This is a genomic window from Streptococcus pluranimalium (genome assembly GCF_002953735.1).
In the GTDB taxonomy this organism is placed as follows: domain Bacteria; phylum Bacillota; class Bacilli; order Lactobacillales; family Streptococcaceae; genus Streptococcus; species Streptococcus pluranimalium.
In genome coordinates, this window is the sequence record NZ_CP025536.1 from 1,752,696 (window position 1) to 1,773,743 (window position 21,048).

The following is a 21,048-nucleotide window of genomic DNA, read 5'->3' on the forward strand; positions in this document are numbered from 1 at the left end:
AGGCAATTTCATCATCTGAAAGTCCTTATTTTCGATAGAGTTACCCGTCTAACTCAGCGATTGATTGTGACCAATCAATGTCCGAATTCGACGTTTCCTCTATTTCTAGTCCATTCTTCTAACATTCGCTTTCAGTTCAGCAATAATATTGTCTGGAACATTAAAATAATAATAAAGCTGTCTTTCAATCTCTTCAACCGACTTCGACCAATCTATTTGAGAATAATCATTAAAATCAAACCAAGGAACATTGCTCCAAACCTCTTTCGATTGATTGTGTTGAGTTACCTTGAGTGTTCCTAGCATCGCACGAGCTATATCTGTTTTGATGTACTTCCAACAGTTTTCAGCTTCCACTTCAGTATCAAATGCACCAAAAGAAATAAAGGTTTGTGTATGACCCACGAGTGGGGTACCCACGAGTGGGGTCGATAGAACTTCGCCTATCGCCCCACTTCCGTTGGAAGCGGGTAAAAACACTTTGTATTTATTCAGATTAGGATGTTCTTCAATTAAATCGCTATCAAGCCAATTTGTAACACGCTCATTATTGATACGTCCGTATATCCCAATTTGATTATCTGATTGTTTTTTATCCGAGAATATCTCTGGTAGTTTCTCGAAAATATTTGATCCAATCGATTTTTCTTCTGCTAAAGAAACTCTTCCCTTCAATTCTGGATAACGATTGTAAAGGCTACTACTAAATTTATAACTACTCTTACCATAAAGATATTCATTAAACGATTTCTTAACTTTATTGCGTACTAAATGCAACAAGTCATTTAGCCATTCAATCGGTGTGAAGGTCTCAATAGCACCAAAGTTTTGATTAACATCCCGATAAGTAACGGCTACCCCACCCTTGATATCTGTATTTGGAAAGACTTCTTCTGATTTTTGAGCGAAGTAAACCACTTTAAGATGTTCGTCTTCTAACATTTTCTGATTCCATACCTTTGGAGTCTGACCAGCATTAAAGAGAAAACGAGCTGGTGTAATCAGAACTGCCTTATCTGCGACTTCATAAGCTAAATCCATAAATTTATGATAGATTGGCTCGTCACGGGCTACCTCTCCAACTCCTTCATTTTGATACGGAGGATTTCCAATTACTACATCAAATTTCACGTTTCTAAATGCCTCCTCCACTTGAGTTTTTCCTTTGTCTAGGTCTGTTTTTAGGGTATCCGTTAGGTTTTCAATATAGGTTACATTGGTTTTGTAATTCCGATAACCGGTCAATGTGCGTTCGGTGATGGTTTTTGCCATTGGTGTTTTCGCAATAGCATAGATATTATTTGCTAAAATCTCTTGATAGACCTGGTCAGCTTCAAAATGATTGTCATCATTTGCCGCCACTCTTTGATAATACAGGCTAATAGCACTGTGAAGAGGATAAAGACCAGTCTTCGAGTTAATATCTAAGATCTTTGTTTCTTTTTGATAGATGGATGATGTGACATCATTTTCTACCCAGTGTAGGTTTGAAGTCGCTCCATCTGTTACCGACTCAAAATTATCATCATAGAAATTCAAGCCACCTACTGATTTTATCACTTGAAGATTGACTACACGCCACGGTGTCAGCACCGTTTCCTTATCAGGATTTTTGAAGGTGCCAAATAGCTCTGCGATATGCTCTGCACGTTCGATAAAGTCCATGTCATCAAAGGACTTGGCACGTTGGCGGATGATGCGCCCAGCCTCAATGAAGACCTCCGCATCATAATACTTGGAAATTTCACTAAACATTCCCTTAGTGAAACCTTTTGGCATGAACTCTTTCCACGATTCATCATCCACCTGCTTGATAAAGTCTTGAATGGTAATATCTTTTGATAAATCGACCGCCATGCCGTAAATCATCATTGGAATACGGATAGAAACCCCGCGTAAAATAGAAATCATATTCTTACGTTGTTTCTTAGCTTCGTTTTGCTTTTCGATGGCTTCTAGCTCTTCTGGTGTCCGTTTGGCTTTTGGTTTCTTCTTGGCTCGCTCAGCTTGCTCATGCTCTTCAGTTGTCAATCCATTTTCATTGATTACAACTTTTTTAGGTGTTTTTTGACTCTGTGTCTTACCAACGATAGCATTTAGTTTGGTAAACATGCTTGCATCATCAGCGGTTAAAGTTAAAAGATTGTCATTATATAGACTGTCATCTTCGAAACCTGACCGCACTGCCTTTTCAGCATAAACTTTCTTGAGCTGTGTCAGCATTCTATCCACATCGTAGGTCTTCATTCCATTGTCTGAAGCCCCTAAGATTGGCATAAAGTTTAGAAGACGAGCCATAGCTTGCTTTTGTGCTTGCGTATTTTTCTTCCCTACACCTGAGTTAATCTGAGCACTCTCCGCCATGACAGTCAGGGCTCTATCAGGAGCAAAATCAAAGACATAACAATTTGTCTTCATTCCCAATTTCTCATGAGAAAAAGGCGTCTGAGCACGAAAGGCAGCTTGTAGGTAATTCATGGCACTATTGGTATTTGACAAAAACAAGACCGCTGTCCACTCTGGGATATTAATACCTGTAGTTAGTTTACGAACCGTCAGGGTAATCGTTTTTGTCTGCGAAGGGTCTTTACCAATAGCAGAACGAACTTTCTCTATGTCCGCATCGTTAGCAATTCCATCATCGCTACTTGCTCCTCGAACAACATTAACAATTTTATATTCTTTCCCGAAAATAGGGTGTTCTTTAAGCAAGCCCTCAAAAGCATTAGCTTCCTTAACACCTGGCATGAGCCAAAGCGTATGACGCAACTCTTCACGATAAGACTTCGTTGAAAAAGGGTAGTTCGTACGACTATCTGAATGTGTGATATTATCTAAGAATTGGCGAACCTCTTGCTTATAAACAAGTTGGCCATCCTCAGCCACACGGAAAAATTCCCTAAAGTTGAACGATTTACTCTCATCAGAAAAACGTTCCTTATGCTTCATTTCAAAAGTGTACATCGATACTTTTGGCAAAGTTTCATAAGGATTTGGCTCACTTGGACGTTCTAATTCCCACTTCTTCTTGGCCTGTTGTTCCATGACATAGTCCCAAGTATAAACTTGCTCCTCGTCAAATTGATCCAAAAGATTGAAAGGTGTCCCAGATAGTTCAAGTATCTTAGTATGTTCCTTGACGAGTTCTTTCATTACCGAATCACTAAGCTCTGTCTGGGTTCCCTCGTGCGCCTCATCAATGATAATCAAATCCCAATCCATATCTGCAAAATCTTTCAGATTGGTTTGTCCGCCATTGTACCGAAGCAATTGGATTGAAGCGAAATACACAAAAGGTTTCTCACCTCGCTTCAGATTTTCAAGCGTTTCTCCTTGATTGACTGAACCATAATCATACCCATCGGCGCTCATCTTCATTTTCTTGAAATCATCAAACCAAGAATCCGCCACAACAGGACGATGAGTCATGATGAGCACTCTTTGAAAGGCTTCATTCTTGACTAATTGCAAGGATGTCAGGGTTTTACCAAAACGCATTTTAGCATTCCAGAGCATCCTATCTTTTTTCTTAAAGACTTTTTGCGTCTGCTCGACCGCTGCCTCTTGTTCTGGACGAAGGGTGATAGCTGGTTCTTCAACAAATGATTCTTTGGCAGTAATATTTAGATAATTTCTACCTTCTTTAACAGCTTTAATAGCATCCTTAGCTGTCTCTAAATCCGTCTTGAACCACTCTGTTCCTTCCAGTTGTTCAGCCTGTTTAATCCCTGAACGCTTCAAGACATTATGCACATCATAATCATGGAACCAAGATTTTGTCGACTTTTTATAAGCAAGTTCTACCCACCCAAGTGTATAGGGCAATCCTGAAGTTTTCATATATTGATTGATACGTTTCGGTGCAACTGCTCTTAAGAAATCACTATTAGGAGACCAGTCCGTCTCAATATCATCCGAAGAAACGCTACCTTCACCAATTTTTTGTGTACCTTCAAAAGCATTGAACAACACACTTTGATTATCAACCGTCTGAATATAAATAAATTTTCTTTCAGCAGTTCGGTACATTTCTTGTGCCCTTGGTTCTAAGAATCGACCAATAGCACTTGCTTTAATATCTGGATTGATATAAGTCAACATGACCCAAGCAAGAATATCAAACACCTGTTCTAATGATTTTAAAGCATTCTCTTTGGTTGCATCTGCTGGATTTAAAATATGAGCAGAATTATTCCCTTTTCCCTTGATATCATAAAAGTGATCGACGATTGTTTTATTGGGAATAAAGTCTCTTATCTCTCTTAGTACGTCATTAAAGGTGGCACGTTCACGAATATCTAAATATTCTCTATCGGCAACCAACCTCGCTGTATTCTCAGCAACTTTTCTTACCTTAATTAGCGTGCCTTCATAGTCTCCGTGTGTATAATTTTCTTCAGCCATATTTATGGTTCTAAAAAGCTCAGCTGTATCCATATCAATTGCCAAAAATTCAAAATTTGAAATCATAGCCTAATCTCCTAGTAAATACACTTTTTGAATGTTTATTTCTTCTACAACTACCGCATTTCCAACAATATCATCCTCTAATTTAAATTCATCATCTATATCAAAAAAACTCAATTGTCCTTCCACAATAGTCCGATCATCTTCAACATCTTTACCTAAAAGCTCTGATAATGCAAAAGGAATTTTCCTTACCAAACTAGGATGACCTTTGACAAGCTGCCATTCATTAAACCAAATAGGTTCTCCTGTAACAGGATGTTGCTGAGTCAAGGTATTTCCTCTAACAATATTTTTATGGATAAGATAGTGAGCAGATTTATAAATATCACTCTTACTAGTCAGTTTGACACCAAAAGTTCGCTCATACCAATCTAAATAATACAGAAACATTCGTGAGCGTGCGACTTCTAAATTATCTTCTAGAAATTCAATACCGTAAATGGAAGAAAGAGCTATTAAAGATTTCGTCTTCCAGTTGCGTTCGTCATACTGTTCCACCACAGTGGCTAACTTTCTCTCTAAAATAGCTTGTAAAAAATTCCCATCTCCAGCAGAAGGTTCTAAAAATGTTGCGGATATATTTTCGCAAGCCTCTTTAACACCTGGCGTGTCTAGCATTTTTTGAACCATCCAAGATGGCGTAAAGACTTCACCATGCTTTTGCACACGTTGTTTTGATTTGATTAAGTTCTCTTCCAAAACCTACTCCTTGAAACCGTTTATCTTCTTTTCTTATTATACCATTTTCTAACTTTATCTCGAACTATTTCTCAAAGGGTCTGGGGATTCTCCCCAGATATTAAAAATATCAGGAAAAGTGTCAGTTCGACCGTTCCTGATGTTTTATTTATTGCGATAGTGTGTATACACTATCTGAGCTCGCAAAGACCTAAAATTATGTTTTTGTATCAATTCTAAATTCCCCGTGCCAGACACGGTAGCTGACATTGTCAGACAATCATTTTTTAGAAGGACATAAGAAAACCGCAGATAAATTCCTGCGGTTTCATTTACTTATTTAATGTTTAGTAGACTTCTTTTTCAGGTTAACTGAGAGTCCCTTTTCCAATTCATCCAATAATTGAGTTATCAACTGACCAAGTTCTATAAAATTCTGTTGTGAAATATATCCAACCTGAGTTGACAACTTGGCAATCCCATTAATTGATCTGCCAATCTGAATGAATCGCTCTGTCAGTTGCTCATACTCTGGAAAATTAATCGTCCATGATTCAATCTCTTGGTTAAATAATTTCTTTCTGGCAAAAGCGGAAAAGTTTGACTCTTTTTCATTAGCCATTAATGCTAACAATCGTTATATCTATCCGCAATCACTTGCAAAAGGGAATAATACTCTGGTTTGAGATAAGTTGTTGACTGATCTTCTGTCTCTCTAGAACAATTATCTAGCATACGCTCTATATACCTTGATGATGAAACCTGTTCTATCCTCAACAAATGGAAACAGGAAACTAGCAGAGAAAAGTGGCAATTATCAGTACAGCCTCTTTCTCTCGACAAAGAATTTATGTTGACATACTGCAACCGAGATGGTGAGATAGAACCCTTACACGCTGACTACATCAACAACATTCTCAAGCGAACCATTCGTCAACAAAATCTCAAGAAAATCAGCCCACATGGGTTTAGACACACTCACGCAACCTTGATGATTGAAATGGGAATTGACCCAGTCAATACTGCTAAACGCTTAGGCCATGCAATCAGCCAGATGACTTTAGAAACTTATAGCCATGCCACAAAAGCTGGTGAAAAACAATCCATTACAAAATTCGCAGAATACCTCGATAAAGCTAAATAACCTTAGCTTTCTTTTTCCACTAAAATTTAACCAGGTCTTAAGAGATTACCAAAAAGATTACCAAGCCCACTTTTCCATAAAAAAAAGCACTTTGCAAGAGACTTGCAAAATGCTTGTGAACGTTGATATATCGCTGATAATTAACGTTTTGAGAATTGTGAAGCTTTACGAGCTTTCTTAAGACCTGGTTTTTTACGTTCAACCATACGTGCGTCACGTGTAAGAAGTCCAGCGCGTTTCAATGAATCGCGGAAGTCTGGGTCTACTTGAAGAAGCGCACGTGCAATACCGTGACGGATCGCACCTGATTGACCACCGTATCCACCACCGTTAACGTTAACGAAAACGTCGTATGAACCTTCAGTTGAAGTCACTGCAAATGGTTGGTTGATAACAAGACGTAGGTCTGCGTGTGGGATGTATTCTTCTACATCTTTTTGATTAACTGTGATTTTACCAGTACCTGGTACCAAACGAACGCGTGCAACCGCATTTTTACGACGACCAGTACCTGCATATTGTGCTTGTGCCATGTTTATGTTGCTCCTTTCCTCTTAGATTAGATAAGTCCTGAGATATCAAGTACTTCTGGTTGTTGAGCAGCGTGTGTGTGCTCAGCACCTGTGAAGACTTTCAATTTCATACCTTGTGCGCGTCCAAGAGTGTTATGTGGAAGCATACCTTTAACTGATTTTTCGATCAAACGCACAGCGTTTTTAGAACGAAGTTCACCAGCAGAGATTTGTTTCAAACCACCTGGATACATTGAGTGAGTGTAGTAGATTTTATCAGTTGCTTTTTTACCAGTTAATTTAACTTTTTCAGCATTGATAACAATCACAAAATCACCTGTATCAGTGTGTGGTGTGAAAGTTGGTTTGTTTTTTCCGCGAAGTACGCTAGCAACTACTGCAGAAAGACGTCCAAGTGGCACATCAGTTGCGTCAACAACGTACCATTTGCGTTCAACTTGGCCTGGCTTAGCCATGAAAGTTGTTTTGTTCATGATTTCTCCTATACGAATTCGTAATATTTGTTTACAAGTGTTGGTGGGTGTTCCGTCCCACGCAAAGGTATTTGGAAGGTTCCGGGGCCTTTCAAATGGGGTAAACAATACCGTTTAATATCATATCAAAAAACACTGACTTAAGTCAAGTGTTTTTTCTTTTTATTTCAAGTTCATCGCTCTCTCTTTCCTACTGAAAATAGAGCCAGGGTCCCAGGTCCAACATGGGCTGCTATAACAGGTCCCAAAGGGAGTTGGAGAACGCGCTCCACGTCGTCTTTCTCCAATAGCTTATCCTCAATTTCTTGAGCGGCTTCTGGGTCATTGGCATGGGCAACTACAACTGTCCCCAAATCCAAATCTTGAACCGATCTGTCAATCATTTCTCGAATACCTTTTTTACGACCCCTAAGCTTGACTAAAGGAGCTAATTTTCCTGCTTCATCAATCCACAAAAGAGGCTTAATATTAACCAAGCTACCAACAATCGCAGAACTTTTAGAAAGGCGACCACCTCGCATCAAATGATAGAGATCATCCACTAGAAAGTGACTATACAGACGTGGAGCAATAGACTTCATTTCAGAAACAACTTGTTCTAAAGATAATCCTTGATCACGTTTTTCAGCTGCTAACATGACTAAAAAGCCTTCACCACCTGCCGCTGCCAAGGTATCGACAATTTCGATACGAGCTTCGGGATATTCTTCTAAAATCATATCACGCGCCATGACAGCAGATTGATAAGTCCCCGATAAAACAGATGAAAAAGCCATGTACAAGATGTCATTACCTGCTTCAACTTCTTGTTTAAAACAAGCTTCGAAAGTACCGACGTTAATCTGACTAGTTGTCGGCTTCCCGCCATCTTTCATAGCATTCAGCAAAACTTCTGAAGTTATGCGATTTTCTCCAACCGTTTCATAAGTTTTTTCATCAAGGGTAATGGTCAATCCTAAAACTGTTACGTCCTTGTTTTTAGCCCAAATATCATCAATATCCGCTGTAGAATCAGTTATAAGTTTAAAAGTCATTGCATTCTCGCTTCAAATAGTTTTATTTTCAAAGTTTTTTAGTATTATAACAAAAAAACCACTCAATGAGTGATTTCTTCAAAAATTTTCTTAACACATTACGATATATCTGCTTATAATTCGTCCAAGAGATGCTGCAATTGAGATAATTGCTGTTCATCCCATGGTCTCAACTTTGGGGTCTTCATATCAATGTTTTGCGACATCTTGTCCAAATCGGATTTTACCGTATTAACCCTCTCTTCTAACTCACGCGCCGGCACACGAAGTGCCCCTTGAGAAAAGACAGTCCATTGCTCATTAAGGTCGCTAGTTGCAACTTCCACCAGATTGATGGGGTTGTTAAGCTCAGCTGCTAACCGCTCAATATAGCTATCAGCCGTCTCATCTTCTTCCGTAAAAATAACCTCAACCCGATACTGATCATAACGCTGACGGCTACCCGGCACAAACTGCGCATCAAAGACACAAGTAATATCTAAATTTTCAAAGTTAGCGTAATTATTAAGTTTGCGCAATAGCACATTACGAGCATCGTCTAACTGATTTTTCTTAAAGAGCTGTCGTGTCTCCTGCCAAAAGGCAATCATATTATAGCCATCGACCAGGAGAATACGTTTTTTAACCATCTCTTTCTCCTTTTCTCGCTTAAATCTTGTTTCGGAAAACCTCGTACATGAGCACTGCTGCCGCCACACTAGCATTCAGACTTTGCACATGCCCATCCATGGGGATGGTGACCATTTCGTCCACTTGTTTTTTGATGTTTTGGGAAATCCCTTTACCTTCATTTCCGATAATCAAGGCAAGTTTACCACTGGTATTCCATTTGTGGGATGGGGTACCATTCATATCCGTTCCAAAAGTCCAGAAACCAGCTTCCTTAAGCTTATCGAGGGTTTGACTAAGATTGGTCACACGAGCAATCGGTACATGTTGAACCGCTCCAGTAGAGGTTTTAGAAACGACTGGCGTGACACCGACAGCCCTGTGTTTAGGAATAATAACCCCTGCCACCTTGGTCGCGTCAGCTGTTCGCAAAATGGAACCAAAGTTATGAGGATCCGTCAAGCCATCCAAAATCAAAATCAAAGGATTCTCTTCGCTTTCTGCTTTTTTGAGAATATCATCCAGCTCAGCATAAGCAAACTCTGATACCCGAAGGACAAATCCTTGATGAACCGCACCATCTGTCATCTCAGACAAGCTTTTCTTTGGTGTCCAAGAGATAGAAACCTTTTTCTCTGCTGCAAGAGCCTTGATTTTATCGACATTTTTCCCTTTGAGGTCATCTTGGATATAAAGTTTATTCCCAGTATTAGCTTCTAGGCTTTCAGTGACCGTATGGACACCGTAAACCATATCATTTTGTACTTGTTCTCTATGTTTTTCTTTCATAAAACCATTATAGCATGGATAGAAGGAAAAGAGCATTTTCCAAAAACCAAACTTTTTTATACTATTTTATCCAAAACACTTGACTACAACGTTACGTCATAGTTTATCATTGCAATAGTGAGAGGAGGAAAAGATATGAAAACCATAAAAGAAGTTAGTAAAATGGCAGGTATTAGTGTTAGAACGTTGCAATATTATGATAAAATTAGTCTCCTAAATCCAACGAGTTACTCCAGTGCTGGATATAGATTGTATAGCGATAAGGACTTAGAAAAGTTACAACACATTTTATTATTCAGAGCTTTGGAATTTCCCTTAAAAAGTATCAAGGAAATCCTCAATAATCAGCAATTTGATAAACAGAAAGCCTTGGAACAACAAATTAAGTTGTTAACCTTGAAGAAAGAGCACCTAGAAACACTAATTACCTTCGCTGAAAGTATTAAAGAAATGGAGATAAACATTATGGACTTTACAGCATTCGATACAAAAAAAATAGATGAATACACCCAAAAAGCTAAGGCATTTTGGGGTCAGACAGACGAATTCAATGAATTTACCGAGAAGCAAGAGAATCGAAGTATCAACGACACCAATATTGTCAATCAACAGTTCATGATGATTTTTGTAGAGTTTGGAAAAATCAAAACAAATAATTACGACTCAAAAGAAGCGCAAACTTTAGTCAAAAAACTACAAGACTTTATTACAAATCATTTTTATCATTGTTCAAACAACATCTTGCTCAGTCTTGGTAAAATGTATATAAATGACGGTGATTTCACGCAAAATATCGATGCGTTCGCAGGAAAAGGGACTGCGCTGTTTGTAAACAAAGCTATTGAATGTTACTGCCAATAATATTTTATAATCTGAAAAGCACCTACTAAATATAAGCAGGTGCTTTTTTAGTAGATACTCTTAAGCAAACACTTTTTTCAGAACTTCTCCGACGGTTGAGACACCGATAACTTGGATATTATTCGGGATATCAATGCCCTGGAGGGAATTTTTAGGGGCGTAGATTTTGGTGAAGCCCAACTTGGCAGCTTCATTGATACGTTGTTCGATGCGGGTTACGCGACGAATTTCACCTGTTAAGCCAATTTCGCCGATAAAGGATTCTTGTGGGTTGGTTGGTTTTTCTTTGTAACTTGAAGCAATGGCTACCGCGACAGCAAGGTCTATTGCTGGCTCATCCAGTTTTACGCCACCCGCTGACTTGAGGTAGGCATCCTGATTCTGCAGCAGCAAACCGCATCGTTTTTCAAGAACCGCCATAATCAAGCTGACCCGATTAAAGTCTAGCCCTGTGGTCGTACGTTTGGCATTTCCAAAAACAGTTGGTGTCACAAGAGCTTGAACCTCCGCCAAAATAGGACGAGAACCCTCCATGGTAACGACAATAGCTGATCCTGTCGCTCCATCTAAACGCTCTTCTAAAAAGACTTGGCTAGGATTTAAAACTTGAACCAAACCACCCGACTGCATCTCGAAAATCCCAATTTCATTGGTTGAACCAAAACGGTTTTTGACGGCACGAAGGATACGGAAGGTATGATGGCGTTCCCCTTCAAAATAAAGCACCGTATCTACCATGTGTTCCAGCATACGAGGTCCGGCTAGAGTTCCTTCCTTGGTTACATGACCAACGATAAAGGTAGCAATATTATTGGTCTTAGCTAAATTCATCAGCTCTGCAGTAACCTCTCGAACTTGAGAAACAGAACCTTGCACACTTGAAACTTCAGGGCTCATGATGGTTTGAATAGAGTCAATAATGAGAAAATCTGGCTTGATTTTTTCAATCTCCGCTCGGATATTCTGCATATTGGTCTCGGCATAAAGGTAAAACTCATTATCAATATCACCTAGACGTTCACTGCGTAGCTTTATCTGCTCTGCTGACTCTTCCCCAGAAACATAGAGCACTGTTCCACGATTGGCAAGTTGTGTTGATACTTGGAGGAGTAGCGTTGACTTCCCAATACCGGGATCACCACCGATTAAGACAAGACTGCCTGGAACAACACCCCCACCTAACACTCGGTTAAATTCGTCCATGTCCGTTTTAGTACGGGCATAGTTGATAGAATCCACATCTTTTAACTTGGTTGGACGTGTTTTTTCACCTATTAGACTGACGCGAGCATTTTTGACCTCTTGTACCTCTACTTCTTCGACAAAGGAAGACCAAGCCGAACAGTTGGGACAACGTCCTAAGTATTTTGGTGAATTATAACCGCACTCTTGACAGACAAAACTCGATTTTTTCTTAGCGATAATAAGCCTCCTTGCCTATTTTCCTGTACTTCCGAAACCACCTGTACGCACACCTTCTGCATCGTCGCCATCAGCTACTAAGAATGGTGCAAAAACGCCTTGAACAATGCGGTCTCCCTTGTCTAAATGTACCATTTGATCTGAAATATTTTGCATTTGGGCAAAAATATGTCCCTCATTGTTGGGATTATTATAGTAGTCTCCATCAATCACACCAACAGAATTAATTAAAATAAGCCCTTTTTTTCGAGGATTAGACGAGCGATCATACAAATAAAGCACTTCACCATCTTGCATATAGGCTTTAACACCTGTTGGTACCAACGTCATCTCACCTGGTGCAATATCAATTGCTTCTGCAACTTTCAAATCATAACCTGCTGCATGAGCTGTCTCACGCTGTGGGAGTAGGTCTTCTTGCCCCTCAAAGGCTGTAATCAATTCAAATCCACGTACTTTAGTCATTTTCTCTTCCTTATCTTTAAAAATTCATTCTTCATTATAAAATATTCGAAAAACAAAAGCAAAGACTCTGTTAATCATTAGCATCATCTTCTGTATCTTGCCCAAGGTAGGCGAGAGCAGTTTTGATATCTACATCTTCTACCAAGTGCTGTCTGGTCCATGGAATGACAACATGTGGTTCGACACCCACGTCCGTCATCCCTTTGCCAGAATCAATCGCTAAGGAGCGTGACGTCGGGTAGAGCATTTGATAATCTTCAAAATCAAGCATACAACAGTTAGAGTAATCCAAAATTCCCATAGTTGGACGCCCCATAACTCTTACTTTGGGCATCGCCTTCATCATGAGAACAAAATTATCGCCTGACGATCCACAAGTAACATCTGATAATATAATGACTTTTTCAGGGGCATTCATCTTACCCTTATAATGGCTAAGAAAATCATCGCCATCTTCTTTATAGATACTGAACATATAAACTCAGATCTTGTTTTTCAAAAATTTGGTCAATGTAATGGTGGTAATTGTTTACAAGGACTGAAAAATCTGACCGAGCCAATTTTGGTTGCGTGATTTCCTCTCGCAACAAGAATTTCAAAGCCGCAAAATTGGTAATTTCCAATTTTTTAAGTAAGCGTGAAATGGATGAGTGCGAGACAAAACAAGCATCTGCCAACTCTTGACTAGTCATTTGTTGAATCTTATCCAAATTCTGATCAAGATAGGCTACAATTTCCCTATCTTGAATCGTTAAACGATTATCATACGTATCTTTACGCTCCAACCAATTCATAAAACCTCCCTAACGATTTAAAAATCATGACAAGGTAAAAATAACTTTTTGACATCATAATCATAGCCAAAATAGTTCAGCATCACTACAACTCACACCTCTTACTTATCTGGAATAACCTTAAACAAATAGTAAGTGATAAAGATCGTTAAAGCAAAAAGGAGTAACTTCACTGGTAGTAACGGCGCTAAATAAATCGATATCCCCATAAGCAGATAGATTTGCCAGATGATTTTCTTCTTACGTTCTTTGGCAATCGTCTTTGTCTCAGCATAATCAGCAACATAAAATTGATAAAGTTTACTCCGACGCAGTTTCTCCTCAAACCTTTTGGAACTTCTAGCAAAACAATACCCAGCCAATAAAAGCAGAGGCGTTGTCGGTACAATCGGCAGTACAATTCCAAGGAAACCTACTAGAAGACTGATAAAACCTAATATTAAATAAATGATCTTTGTCATAAGAACCTCACTTACTCCCTATTGTAGCAAATCCTAAGACATGAAACCAGCCACTTCTTTTTGTTATAAAAAACACAAGCGTTTTTGTTGACTAAATAACAAAAATACTATCTCAACTTGACATTTTTTGCAGAAAGCGATACCATTAATTTGTGAAAACTTTTGTTTTTTCTAGATAAACTAAGGAGATGTCAATGAAACTTATCGGACTGGTAGGAACTAATTCCTCACAATCAACCAATCGTAAGCTTTTACAATACATGGAAAAGCACTATGCCAACAAAGCTCAGATTGAACTCATAGAAGTAAAAGATTTACCAATCTTCAACAAACCCGCTAATAAAAAATTACCCGAAGATGTTTTAGCAATAGCAGACAAGATTGAGGAAGCTGATGGCGTCATCATCGGTACACCCGAATATGATCACTCAATCCCAGCTGTACTTATGAATGCCTTAGCATGGCTTTCTTACGGTATTTTCCCACTTCTAAACAAACCAGTCATGATTACTGGCGCTTCCTATGGTACGTTAGGGTCATCTCGTGCTCAATTACAACTACGCCAAATCCTCAATGCTCCAGAACTCAAAGCTCATGTGCTCCCTGATGAATTTCTCTTATCACATTCTTTACAAGCTTTTGATGCCGAAGGAAACCTATTCGATCTTGAAACCATTCAAAAACTTGATGCTATTTTTGATGATTTTAGATTATTTGTCAAAATAGCCGGTAAGCTATCTAATGCACAAGCTTTATTACATCAGGAAGCTGAAAACTTCGATTGGGAAAGCTTAAGTTAATCAGAGAGGAAATAGGAACTATGAAATTTGTTGGAATCGTCGGTTCAAATGCCGATCAATCATACAACCGCATGCTCTTACAGTTCATGCAACGTCATTACAAGATCAAATGCGAAATCGAAGTTTTAGAGATCAAAGATGTCCCAATGTTCAACCAAGACGAGGACCAATCAGATAACTTTGCTTTGCGTTATCTTTACAATAAAATCACACGTGCCGACGGGGTTATTATCGCCACACCTGAGCACAACCACACTATTACACCAGCTCTGAAAAGTACCTTAGAATGGCTATCTTTTGGCGATTTACATCCTTTCGAAAACAAACCTATCATGATTGTCGGTGCTTCTTACTACGATCAAGGAACATCGCGCGCCCAAGTGCATTTGCGAAAAATCCTTGAAGCACCTGGAGTCAACGCTTATGCTATGCCTGGAAATGAATTTCTGCTAGGTAAAGCTAAAGAAGCTTTTGACGACAAAGGAGACATTATCAACCCAAGTACCGTCGATTTTTTAGGCTCTTGTTTAGATAATTTCATTAAGTATGTCGGCGTCGTTAAACAATTACAAAAACCAAAACCCATCGAACCAGAAGATTTATATTGTACAGGAACAATTGATACAACCATTACAGGGATCGATCCTGATGATCCCGATTGGCTAGATAAGGCCGCTGAAAAAGTTCAAGCCGTTGAAGGAGATACCTACGTCAAGCTAGATAATGGTCTATTAACCGTCAACCAGCTCAACATGTTCCTTAATGCAATGCCCTTTGAGTTAACCTATGCGGATGATAACAATCAGTTCTTATACTATAACAACCAACACCAAGAAGCTTCTACAATGCTTGGCAAGCGTGTTAAGGAACAAGTCGGTAATCGCCTTGCCACCGTCCACGGAACACTACCTCCCGCACGCATGAAAAACGTGGAATGGGTAGTCGGAAGCCTTCGTAACGGTAACGAAGAATATGTTCGTACAATCGTCCCTGGAACACCACCAGAAATCATTAATACCCACAATTATCAAGCCATGTACTATCCAGATGGTTCCTATGCTGGTATTAATGAAATCATCTTTAACTTTAAGCCTTGGTTAGATTGGTATCTTGAAGCAACTGGACAACACCTAGCTGGAGGAAAAGCTCCTGCTGGTCATCCAGCCCCTGCTACTGACGCTACTTCTGGAGCTTCTGATGCAGGTAGCCATGATAGTGGCGCCGGTGAAGCAGACGCTGTCTCTGGAGCTTCTGAACATTAAGTCATTTAAGAACGGGAGGTTTTCCCTCCTGTTTTTTCGCTTTAAAAGTATGATCACTTTATCACAAAGGGAGATTTTATATGTCATTATTTCAAGAAAAAGTTTTAGCAGCTTGCGCCAAAAAGCAAGCACTTTTCGATGAAAGTTTGGGACGCTATGCCTTACGATCACTGTTTGCAGGAGCTTTTTTAACCATGTCAACAGCTGTCGGTATCATTGGAGCGGACGTTATTTCAAGTCAGTTCCCAGCTCTAGCTCGTTTTGTTTTTACCTTTATCTTTGCTATTGGTCTAGTCTATGTTTTAATTTTTAATGGCGAACTAGCTACTTCCAATATGATGTATCTAACAACTGGATCTTACTACAAGGCTATTTCCTGGAAGAAGACGACGATCATTTTACTCTATTGCACCTTTTTCAATCTGATTGGCGCTATCTTTCTGGCTTGGCTGTTCAATCAATCCTTCTCCTATAGCCTGCTAACGGATAAATCTTTCGTTATCAACGCTGTCCAAATTAAACTAGCCAAAACCGACTGGATGAACTTTATCGAAGGTATTACTGCTAATATGTTTGTTAATATCGCTATCCTAGGCTATATGCTATTAAAAGAAGAATCTGCCAAGTTTTTTATAGCCATATCAGCTATCTTTATGTTTGTCTTTTTGATAAACGAACACCTAATCGCAAATTTCGCCTCTTTTATGTTAGCTGGCTTTAGTCCAGTTAAACACATCGAAGGATTTACCCTCCTAAATATTTTGCGTCAATGGACTGCCGTCTTTTTTGGTAATTGGATAGGCGGAGGACTGTTCATCGGCATTGCTTATGGTTGGTTAAATAAAAGCCAAACAAATCATGTAGACTAAAGTCATTTCTCTTAAGAAGATTGAAAAATCTTCTTTTCTTTTGCCCTTTTTTATAGGGGATATGGTAAAATGATTGCTATGAATACTTTGGTTTTCCAATTATCCAAAACACTTATCCAAGATCTCACTCAACGCTTAAGCCCCTACCAAACTAGCAATAACAATCCTTATGTCACTTTTTCTGCAAAATATATGGATGCTACTTTTCTTGCCTATACTTCAGGCAAACTAGTGATACAAGGTAAAGGCGCCAATTCTCTAGCAAAATATCTTGAATTAAATACAGATTCTTCTAAAGACAGCTCATCTAGTACCTCCCTCAAATCCGGACAAGACTTTCCTATGATTGGAACTGATGAGGTAGGAAACGGCTCTTATTTTGGTGGTATCGCTGTTGTTGCAAGCTTCGTAACACCTGATGATCATGCTTTTTTAAAATCACTTGGTGTTAATGATTCCAAACAAATGACCGACCAAAAAATCCAAGCCATCGCTCCTCTTCTAGAAAAAAAAATCCCTCATCAAGCCTTACTATTGACGCCACAAAAGTACAATCAGGTTGTTGGAAAAGGCTTAAAACACAACGCCGTTTCGGTTAAGGTAGCCTTACACAATCAGGCGATTTATCTACTTCTTCAAAAAGGAGTCCAAGCAGATAAAATCGTTATAGATGCTTTTACATCGCCTAACAATTATCAAAAATACGTTACCAAAGAAGCCAATCAAGTCAGACAAGCTATTACTCTAGAAGAAAAAGCAGAAGGAAAATACCTAGCTGTTGCTGTCTCATCCATCATTGCTAGAGCCATGTTCTTGGAAAATCTCAAAACCTTAGGTGAAGAGGTTGGCTTTCAATTACCAAGTGGGGCGTCTGCCAAATCTGATAAAGTGGCTAGTCAATTATTAGCTGCTTACGGAATGGAAAGCCTAGCCTACACTGCTAAGTTGCACTTCGCTAATACCCAAAAAGCACAAGCATTACTAAACAAATAAAGGATTTATCATGAAACGTTTTCTTAAAGAATGGGGATTCTTCCTCCTCTTTCTTACAGTATTTTTACTCAGTCGTTGGTTCATCTGGTTTCCTGTAACCGTCGAGGGGCATTCTATGGATCCAACTCTAGCAAACAAGGAAAAATTAATTGTTATTAAAACAGCTGACATCAATCGTTTTGATATGGTAGTTGCTAACGAAGTTGAAAATGGAGCTAAAAAACAAATCGTTAAGCGTGTCATTGGATTACCAGGGGATACCATCACCTATAAAAACGATAAGCTCTTCGTTAACGGTAAGGAAACAAAAGAAGCTTATCTTGCGGACTACCAACAACGTTACCAAAAAGATAAACTTCAAAAAACATATGCTTATAATTCTTACTTTCAATCCTTAGCACAAGCCAGCAATGCTTTCACACAAGATACTTCTGGAAATACAAATTTCACTGTTAAGGTCCCTCAAGGTCACTATTACCTCTTAGGAGACGATCGCATCGTTTCTAAAGATAGCAGATCTGTTGGAACCTTCAAGAAAGAGACGATTGTCGGCGAAGTTAAATTTCGCTATTGGCCATTTACCGAAATTGGCCTATTGAAATAAACCATAGAGAGGCAGGACTTTGATCCCAGCCTCTTTTCCTACTACTGACAAAGGAAATAAATATGACAAGCTATTTTTCTGGTACCATTGATCGCATCATCTTCGAAAATGCCAGCAACTTTTTTAAGATTTTACTACTGGAAATCGACGATACTGATAGTGACTACGATGATTTTGAAATCATCATCACGGGAACCATTGGTGATATTATCGAAGGAGAATCCTACACCTTTTGGGGCGAACTGGTCCAACACCCTAAATATGGTCAACAGCTCAAAGCTGAGCGTTATGAAAGAGCTAAGCCAACAGCCTCAGGACTGATCAAATACTTTTCCAGCGACCATTTCAAAGGAATTGGTCGTAAAACTGCCGAAAAAATCGTCGAGATATACGGTCAAGAACCTATCGATAAAATCCTTGAAGACCCCAGTCAGTTGAATAGCATTACTGGTTTATCCAAGGTCAATCGAGAAAATTTCCTTGCTAAGCTCAAGCTCAATTACGGCACCGAACAAATCCTAACCAAGCTTGCCAAATACGGCTTGTCGTCTAAACTCGCCCTTCAAGTTTTCAACCAGTATCAAGATCAAAGCATCTCTACTGTCGAGGAAAATCCTTATCAGCTAGTGGAAGATATTCAAGGTATCGGCTTCAAAATAGCCGATCAACTGGCTGAGCAGTTAGGAATTGCAGCTGACGCACCTGAGCGTTACCGCGCAGGACTTGTCCATACCTTGACCGAAACAGCTATCCAAACAGGAAATACCTACACCGAAGCACGGGAGCTTCTTGAAATGACTCTTTATCTGCTAGAATCCAGCCGTCAGATTGAGTTAGATCCAAGTCTAGTCGCTGCTGAATTAACCCATCTCATTGAAGAAGATAAGATTCAAACCATTGGAACCAAAATCTTCGATAATACGCTTTACTATGCTGAAGAAGGTATCCACAAAAACCTGACACGCCTATTAAACAATGAGGAAAAACTTGACTTTCCACAGGAAATCATCGCCCAAGAAATCGAACGCGTCCAAGAAAACTTGAAGCTCACTTACGATGATATTCAAAAAGAAGCTATTGAAAAAGCCCTGACAAATCGTATTTTCATCCTAACAGGTGGACCTGGAACAGGGAAAACAACCGTTATCAATGGGATTATTGAAGCTTATAGTAAGCTCCATAAGATTGATATCCATAAAAACGAGCCCCCTATTCTACTAGCGGCTCCTACCGGTCGAGCTGCTCGTCGCATGAATGAATTAACTGGACTCCCTTCTGCCACTATCCACAGACATCTTGGTTTGACTGGGGATGGAGACGATTATCAAGCTTTAGATGATTATTTGGATGCTGATTTAATCATCGTGGATGAATTTTCGATGGTGGATACCTGGTTAGCTAATCAGCTCTTAAGTGCCATCTCCGCACGCAGTCAGCTCATTATCGTCGGAGATAGTGACCAATTACCATCTGTTGGCCCAGGTCAAGTCCTAGCTGATTTATTAAATGTTAAGGCATTACCCCAAGTGCGTTTAGAAAAGATTTTCCGTCAATCGGATGATTCTACTATTGTTACCTTAGCCAGTCAGATACGCCAGGGACAACTACCAAACGATTTTACCGAAAAAAAAGCCGATCGCTCCTACTTCGAAGCACAGGCTTTTCACATTCCACAAATGGTGACTAAAATTGTTGCCTCAGCTGTTAAAAGCGGGATTGACCCACAAGAAATCCAGATTCTAGCTCCCATGTATAAGGGAGATGCCGGGATCAATAACCTCAATAACCTCTTACAAAATCTACTCAATCCCCTTGATGATGGTTTGGAATTTAGCTTCAACGATCAAACATTTAGGCAAGATGATAAAGTTTTGCATCTTGTTAATGATGCTGAAAACAACGTCTTCAATGGTGACATCGGCTACATTACCGATCTACTTCCCGCCAAATACACCGATAGTAAACAAGATGAAATCACCATCCAATTTGATGGCAATGAAGTCGTCTATCCTCGTAATGAATGGGGAAAGATCACCCTCGCGTATGCTATGTCTATCCATAAGTCACAAGGGAGTGAATTTCAGGTCGTCATCCTTCCAATCACACGTCAGAGCGGACGAATGCTCCAACGTAACTTAGTTTACACAGCCATCACCCGCTCCAAGAGCAAGCTCATCTTGCTAGGCGAAGTCGCCGCTTTTGATAAGGCTATCCACACAGAAGGAGCCGTTCGCCAAACCTGGTTGATCCAACGCTTTGAACAAGAAGAACAACCCAATCAAACTGTGCACAACTTATCCACAGATCTAGTAGAAACAACTACTACTACTGGGGATAAGAGCTCCTCAATCCCCCTTAATAAAACCAATAAACCCCTTGATAATACTGACTTTGTTGAAAAATCCACAACTTATCAACAAGCTGTGGATAAAAATGTTCATAACCCTATGGATAAGGTGGAAAACTATCGCCTAACAGTCGATAATATCCTAAGTATCGATCCCATGATTGGGATTACAGAAGAAGACCTCAATCAATTTTTTAAAGCAAATATAGCCAAATGAATGAACTTTCAGACAAACTCAAATCCTGTGAGATTTTACTAGAGCTCACACTAAATTAGCGTTTTGCCAATCTCATTGTCGAAATTAAGATACAGACACCTTGAACAGTAAGAAGGGGGACTGTGTGAGATTGGGAATTGGGGAAACAAGGTTTCCCTCATTCGTTAGAGCTCTAAGACACTGCGCATCGCTTAACTGCCTGAATAACCTAAAAAAGCAAGAA

18 protein-coding genes and 4 pseudogenes are annotated in these 21,048 nt (G+C 39.4%); 8 read left to right on the forward strand and 14 right to left on the reverse strand.

Annotation, left to right across the window (positions count from 1 at the left end):
• Positions 1-105: 105 nt before the first annotated feature.
• The 4 genes and pseudogenes from C0J00_RS08915 to C0J00_RS10745 all read right to left on the reverse strand — a co-directional run.
• Positions 106-4,470 (reverse strand): Eco57I restriction-modification methylase domain-containing protein, encoded by a 4,365-nt coding sequence (locus tag C0J00_RS08915; protein WP_104968522.1) that lies wholly within the window; start codon positions 4,468-4,470, stop codon positions 106-108.
• Positions 4,471-4,473: 3 nt separating this feature from the next.
• The gene (locus C0J00_RS08920) at positions 4,474-5,169 is read right to left on the reverse strand and encodes a DNA methyltransferase family protein (RefSeq protein ID WP_104968523.1); all 696 of its coding nucleotides are present in this window, start codon (positions 5,167-5,169) and stop codon (positions 4,474-4,476) included.
• A gap of 319 nt (positions 5,170-5,488) precedes the next feature.
• Positions 5,489-5,785 (reverse strand): annotated as a pseudogene (locus C0J00_RS08925) (transposase); the annotation flags it as partial.
• Positions 5,782-5,889: pseudogene (locus C0J00_RS10745) on the reverse strand (phage replisome organizer N-terminal domain-containing protein); the annotation flags it as partial. The pseudogenes C0J00_RS10745 and C0J00_RS08925, both read right to left, overlap by 4 nt.
• Between C0J00_RS10745 and C0J00_RS08930 the strand changes: the two are divergent.
• Positions 5,879-6,292: pseudogene (locus tag C0J00_RS08930) on the forward strand (tyrosine-type recombinase/integrase); the annotation flags it as partial. The pseudogenes C0J00_RS10745 and C0J00_RS08930 overlap by 11 nt on opposite strands.
• A 140-nt stretch (positions 6,293-6,432) precedes the next feature.
• Here C0J00_RS08930 and rpsI read toward each other — a convergent pair.
• From rpsI to rlmB, 5 genes are all read right to left on the reverse strand, one after another.
• Entirely contained in the window at positions 6,433-6,825 is a 393-nt protein-coding gene (rpsI, locus tag C0J00_RS08935) for a 30S ribosomal protein S9 (RefSeq protein WP_017769585.1), read from the reverse strand.
• A gap of 26 nt (positions 6,826-6,851) precedes the next feature.
• The gene (rplM, locus tag C0J00_RS08940; RefSeq protein WP_018380541.1) at positions 6,852-7,298 is read right to left on the reverse strand and encodes a 50S ribosomal protein L13; all 447 of its coding nucleotides are present in this window, start codon (positions 7,296-7,298) and stop codon (positions 6,852-6,854) included.
• A 173-nt stretch (positions 7,299-7,471) separates the two neighbouring features.
• Positions 7,472-8,332, reverse strand: coding sequence for a DegV family protein (locus C0J00_RS08945; RefSeq protein ID WP_104968524.1), 861 nt, complete (start codon positions 8,330-8,332; stop codon positions 7,472-7,474).
• A gap of 113 nt (positions 8,333-8,445) precedes the next feature.
• Positions 8,446-8,961, reverse strand: coding sequence for an NYN domain-containing protein (locus C0J00_RS08950; protein ID WP_104968525.1), 516 nt, complete (start codon positions 8,959-8,961; stop codon positions 8,446-8,448).
• 19 nt (positions 8,962-8,980) lie between these two features.
• The gene (rlmB, locus tag C0J00_RS08955; protein WP_104968874.1) at positions 8,981-9,730 is read right to left on the reverse strand and encodes a 23S rRNA (guanosine(2251)-2'-O)-methyltransferase RlmB; all 750 of its coding nucleotides are present in this window, start codon (positions 9,728-9,730) and stop codon (positions 8,981-8,983) included.
• A 135-nt stretch (positions 9,731-9,865) separates the two neighbouring features.
• On the opposite strand from rlmB, the gene C0J00_RS08960 reads away from it, so the two are divergent.
• Positions 9,866-10,591, forward strand: coding sequence for a MerR family transcriptional regulator (locus C0J00_RS08960; RefSeq protein ID WP_104968526.1), 726 nt, complete (start codon positions 9,866-9,868; stop codon positions 10,589-10,591).
• Between the two features lie 60 nt (positions 10,592-10,651).
• Here the strand turns inward: C0J00_RS08960 and radA are convergent, their stop codons facing one another.
• The 5 genes and pseudogenes from radA to C0J00_RS08985 form a co-directional block, all read right to left on the reverse strand.
• Positions 10,652-12,013 (reverse strand): DNA repair protein RadA, encoded by a 1,362-nt coding sequence (radA, locus tag C0J00_RS08965; protein WP_104968527.1) that lies wholly within the window; start codon positions 12,011-12,013, stop codon positions 10,652-10,654.
• 15 nt (positions 12,014-12,028) lie between these two features.
• The gene (locus C0J00_RS08970) at positions 12,029-12,478 is read right to left on the reverse strand and encodes a dUTP diphosphatase (protein WP_104968528.1); all 450 of its coding nucleotides are present in this window, start codon (positions 12,476-12,478) and stop codon (positions 12,029-12,031) included.
• Positions 12,479-12,548: 70 nt separating this feature from the next.
• Positions 12,549-12,938: pseudogene (locus C0J00_RS08975) on the reverse strand (S41 family peptidase); the annotation flags it as partial.
• Complete coding sequence (locus C0J00_RS08980) at positions 12,937-13,272, reverse strand: MurR/RpiR family transcriptional regulator (RefSeq protein WP_104968530.1); 336 nt, start codon at positions 13,270-13,272, stop codon at positions 12,937-12,939. The pseudogene C0J00_RS08975 and the gene C0J00_RS08980, both read right to left, overlap by 2 nt.
• Before the next feature lie 101 nt (positions 13,273-13,373).
• On the reverse strand, positions 13,374-13,733 hold the full coding sequence (locus C0J00_RS08985) for a YbaN family protein (RefSeq protein WP_104968531.1): 360 nt from the start codon (positions 13,731-13,733) through the stop codon (positions 13,374-13,376).
• 194 nt (positions 13,734-13,927) lie between these two features.
• Here C0J00_RS08985 and C0J00_RS08990 point away from each other — a divergent pair, with 194 nt between their 5' ends.
• The 6 genes from C0J00_RS08990 to recD2 all read left to right on the forward strand — a co-directional run bounded on the left by C0J00_RS08990 (position 13,928) and on the right by recD2 (position 20,825).
• A complete protein-coding gene (locus C0J00_RS08990) occupies positions 13,928-14,533 on the forward strand; it encodes an NADPH-dependent FMN reductase (protein ID WP_104968532.1) in 606 nt (201 codons plus the stop codon).
• Between the two features lie 20 nt (positions 14,534-14,553).
• Entirely contained in the window at positions 14,554-15,795 is a 1,242-nt protein-coding gene (locus C0J00_RS08995) for an NAD(P)H-dependent oxidoreductase (protein ID WP_104968533.1), read from the forward strand.
• An 80-nt stretch (positions 15,796-15,875) separates the two neighbouring features.
• Positions 15,876-16,664, forward strand: coding sequence for a formate/nitrite transporter family protein (locus C0J00_RS09000; RefSeq protein WP_104968534.1), 789 nt, complete (start codon positions 15,876-15,878; stop codon positions 16,662-16,664).
• Between the two features lie 78 nt (positions 16,665-16,742).
• On the forward strand, positions 16,743-17,657 hold the full coding sequence (gene rnhC / locus C0J00_RS09005; protein ID WP_104968875.1) for a ribonuclease HIII: 915 nt from the start codon (positions 16,743-16,745) through the stop codon (positions 17,655-17,657).
• Positions 17,658-17,667: 10 nt separating this feature from the next.
• A complete protein-coding gene (gene lepB / locus C0J00_RS09010; RefSeq protein WP_104968535.1) occupies positions 17,668-18,261 on the forward strand; it encodes a signal peptidase I in 594 nt (197 codons plus the stop codon).
• 62 nt (positions 18,262-18,323) lie between these two features.
• Positions 18,324-20,825, forward strand: a complete 2,502-nt coding sequence (gene recD2, locus C0J00_RS09015; protein ID WP_104968536.1) for an SF1B family DNA helicase RecD2 — start codon at positions 18,324-18,326, stop codon at positions 20,823-20,825.
• The last annotated feature ends 223 nt before the right edge of the window (positions 20,826-21,048 follow it).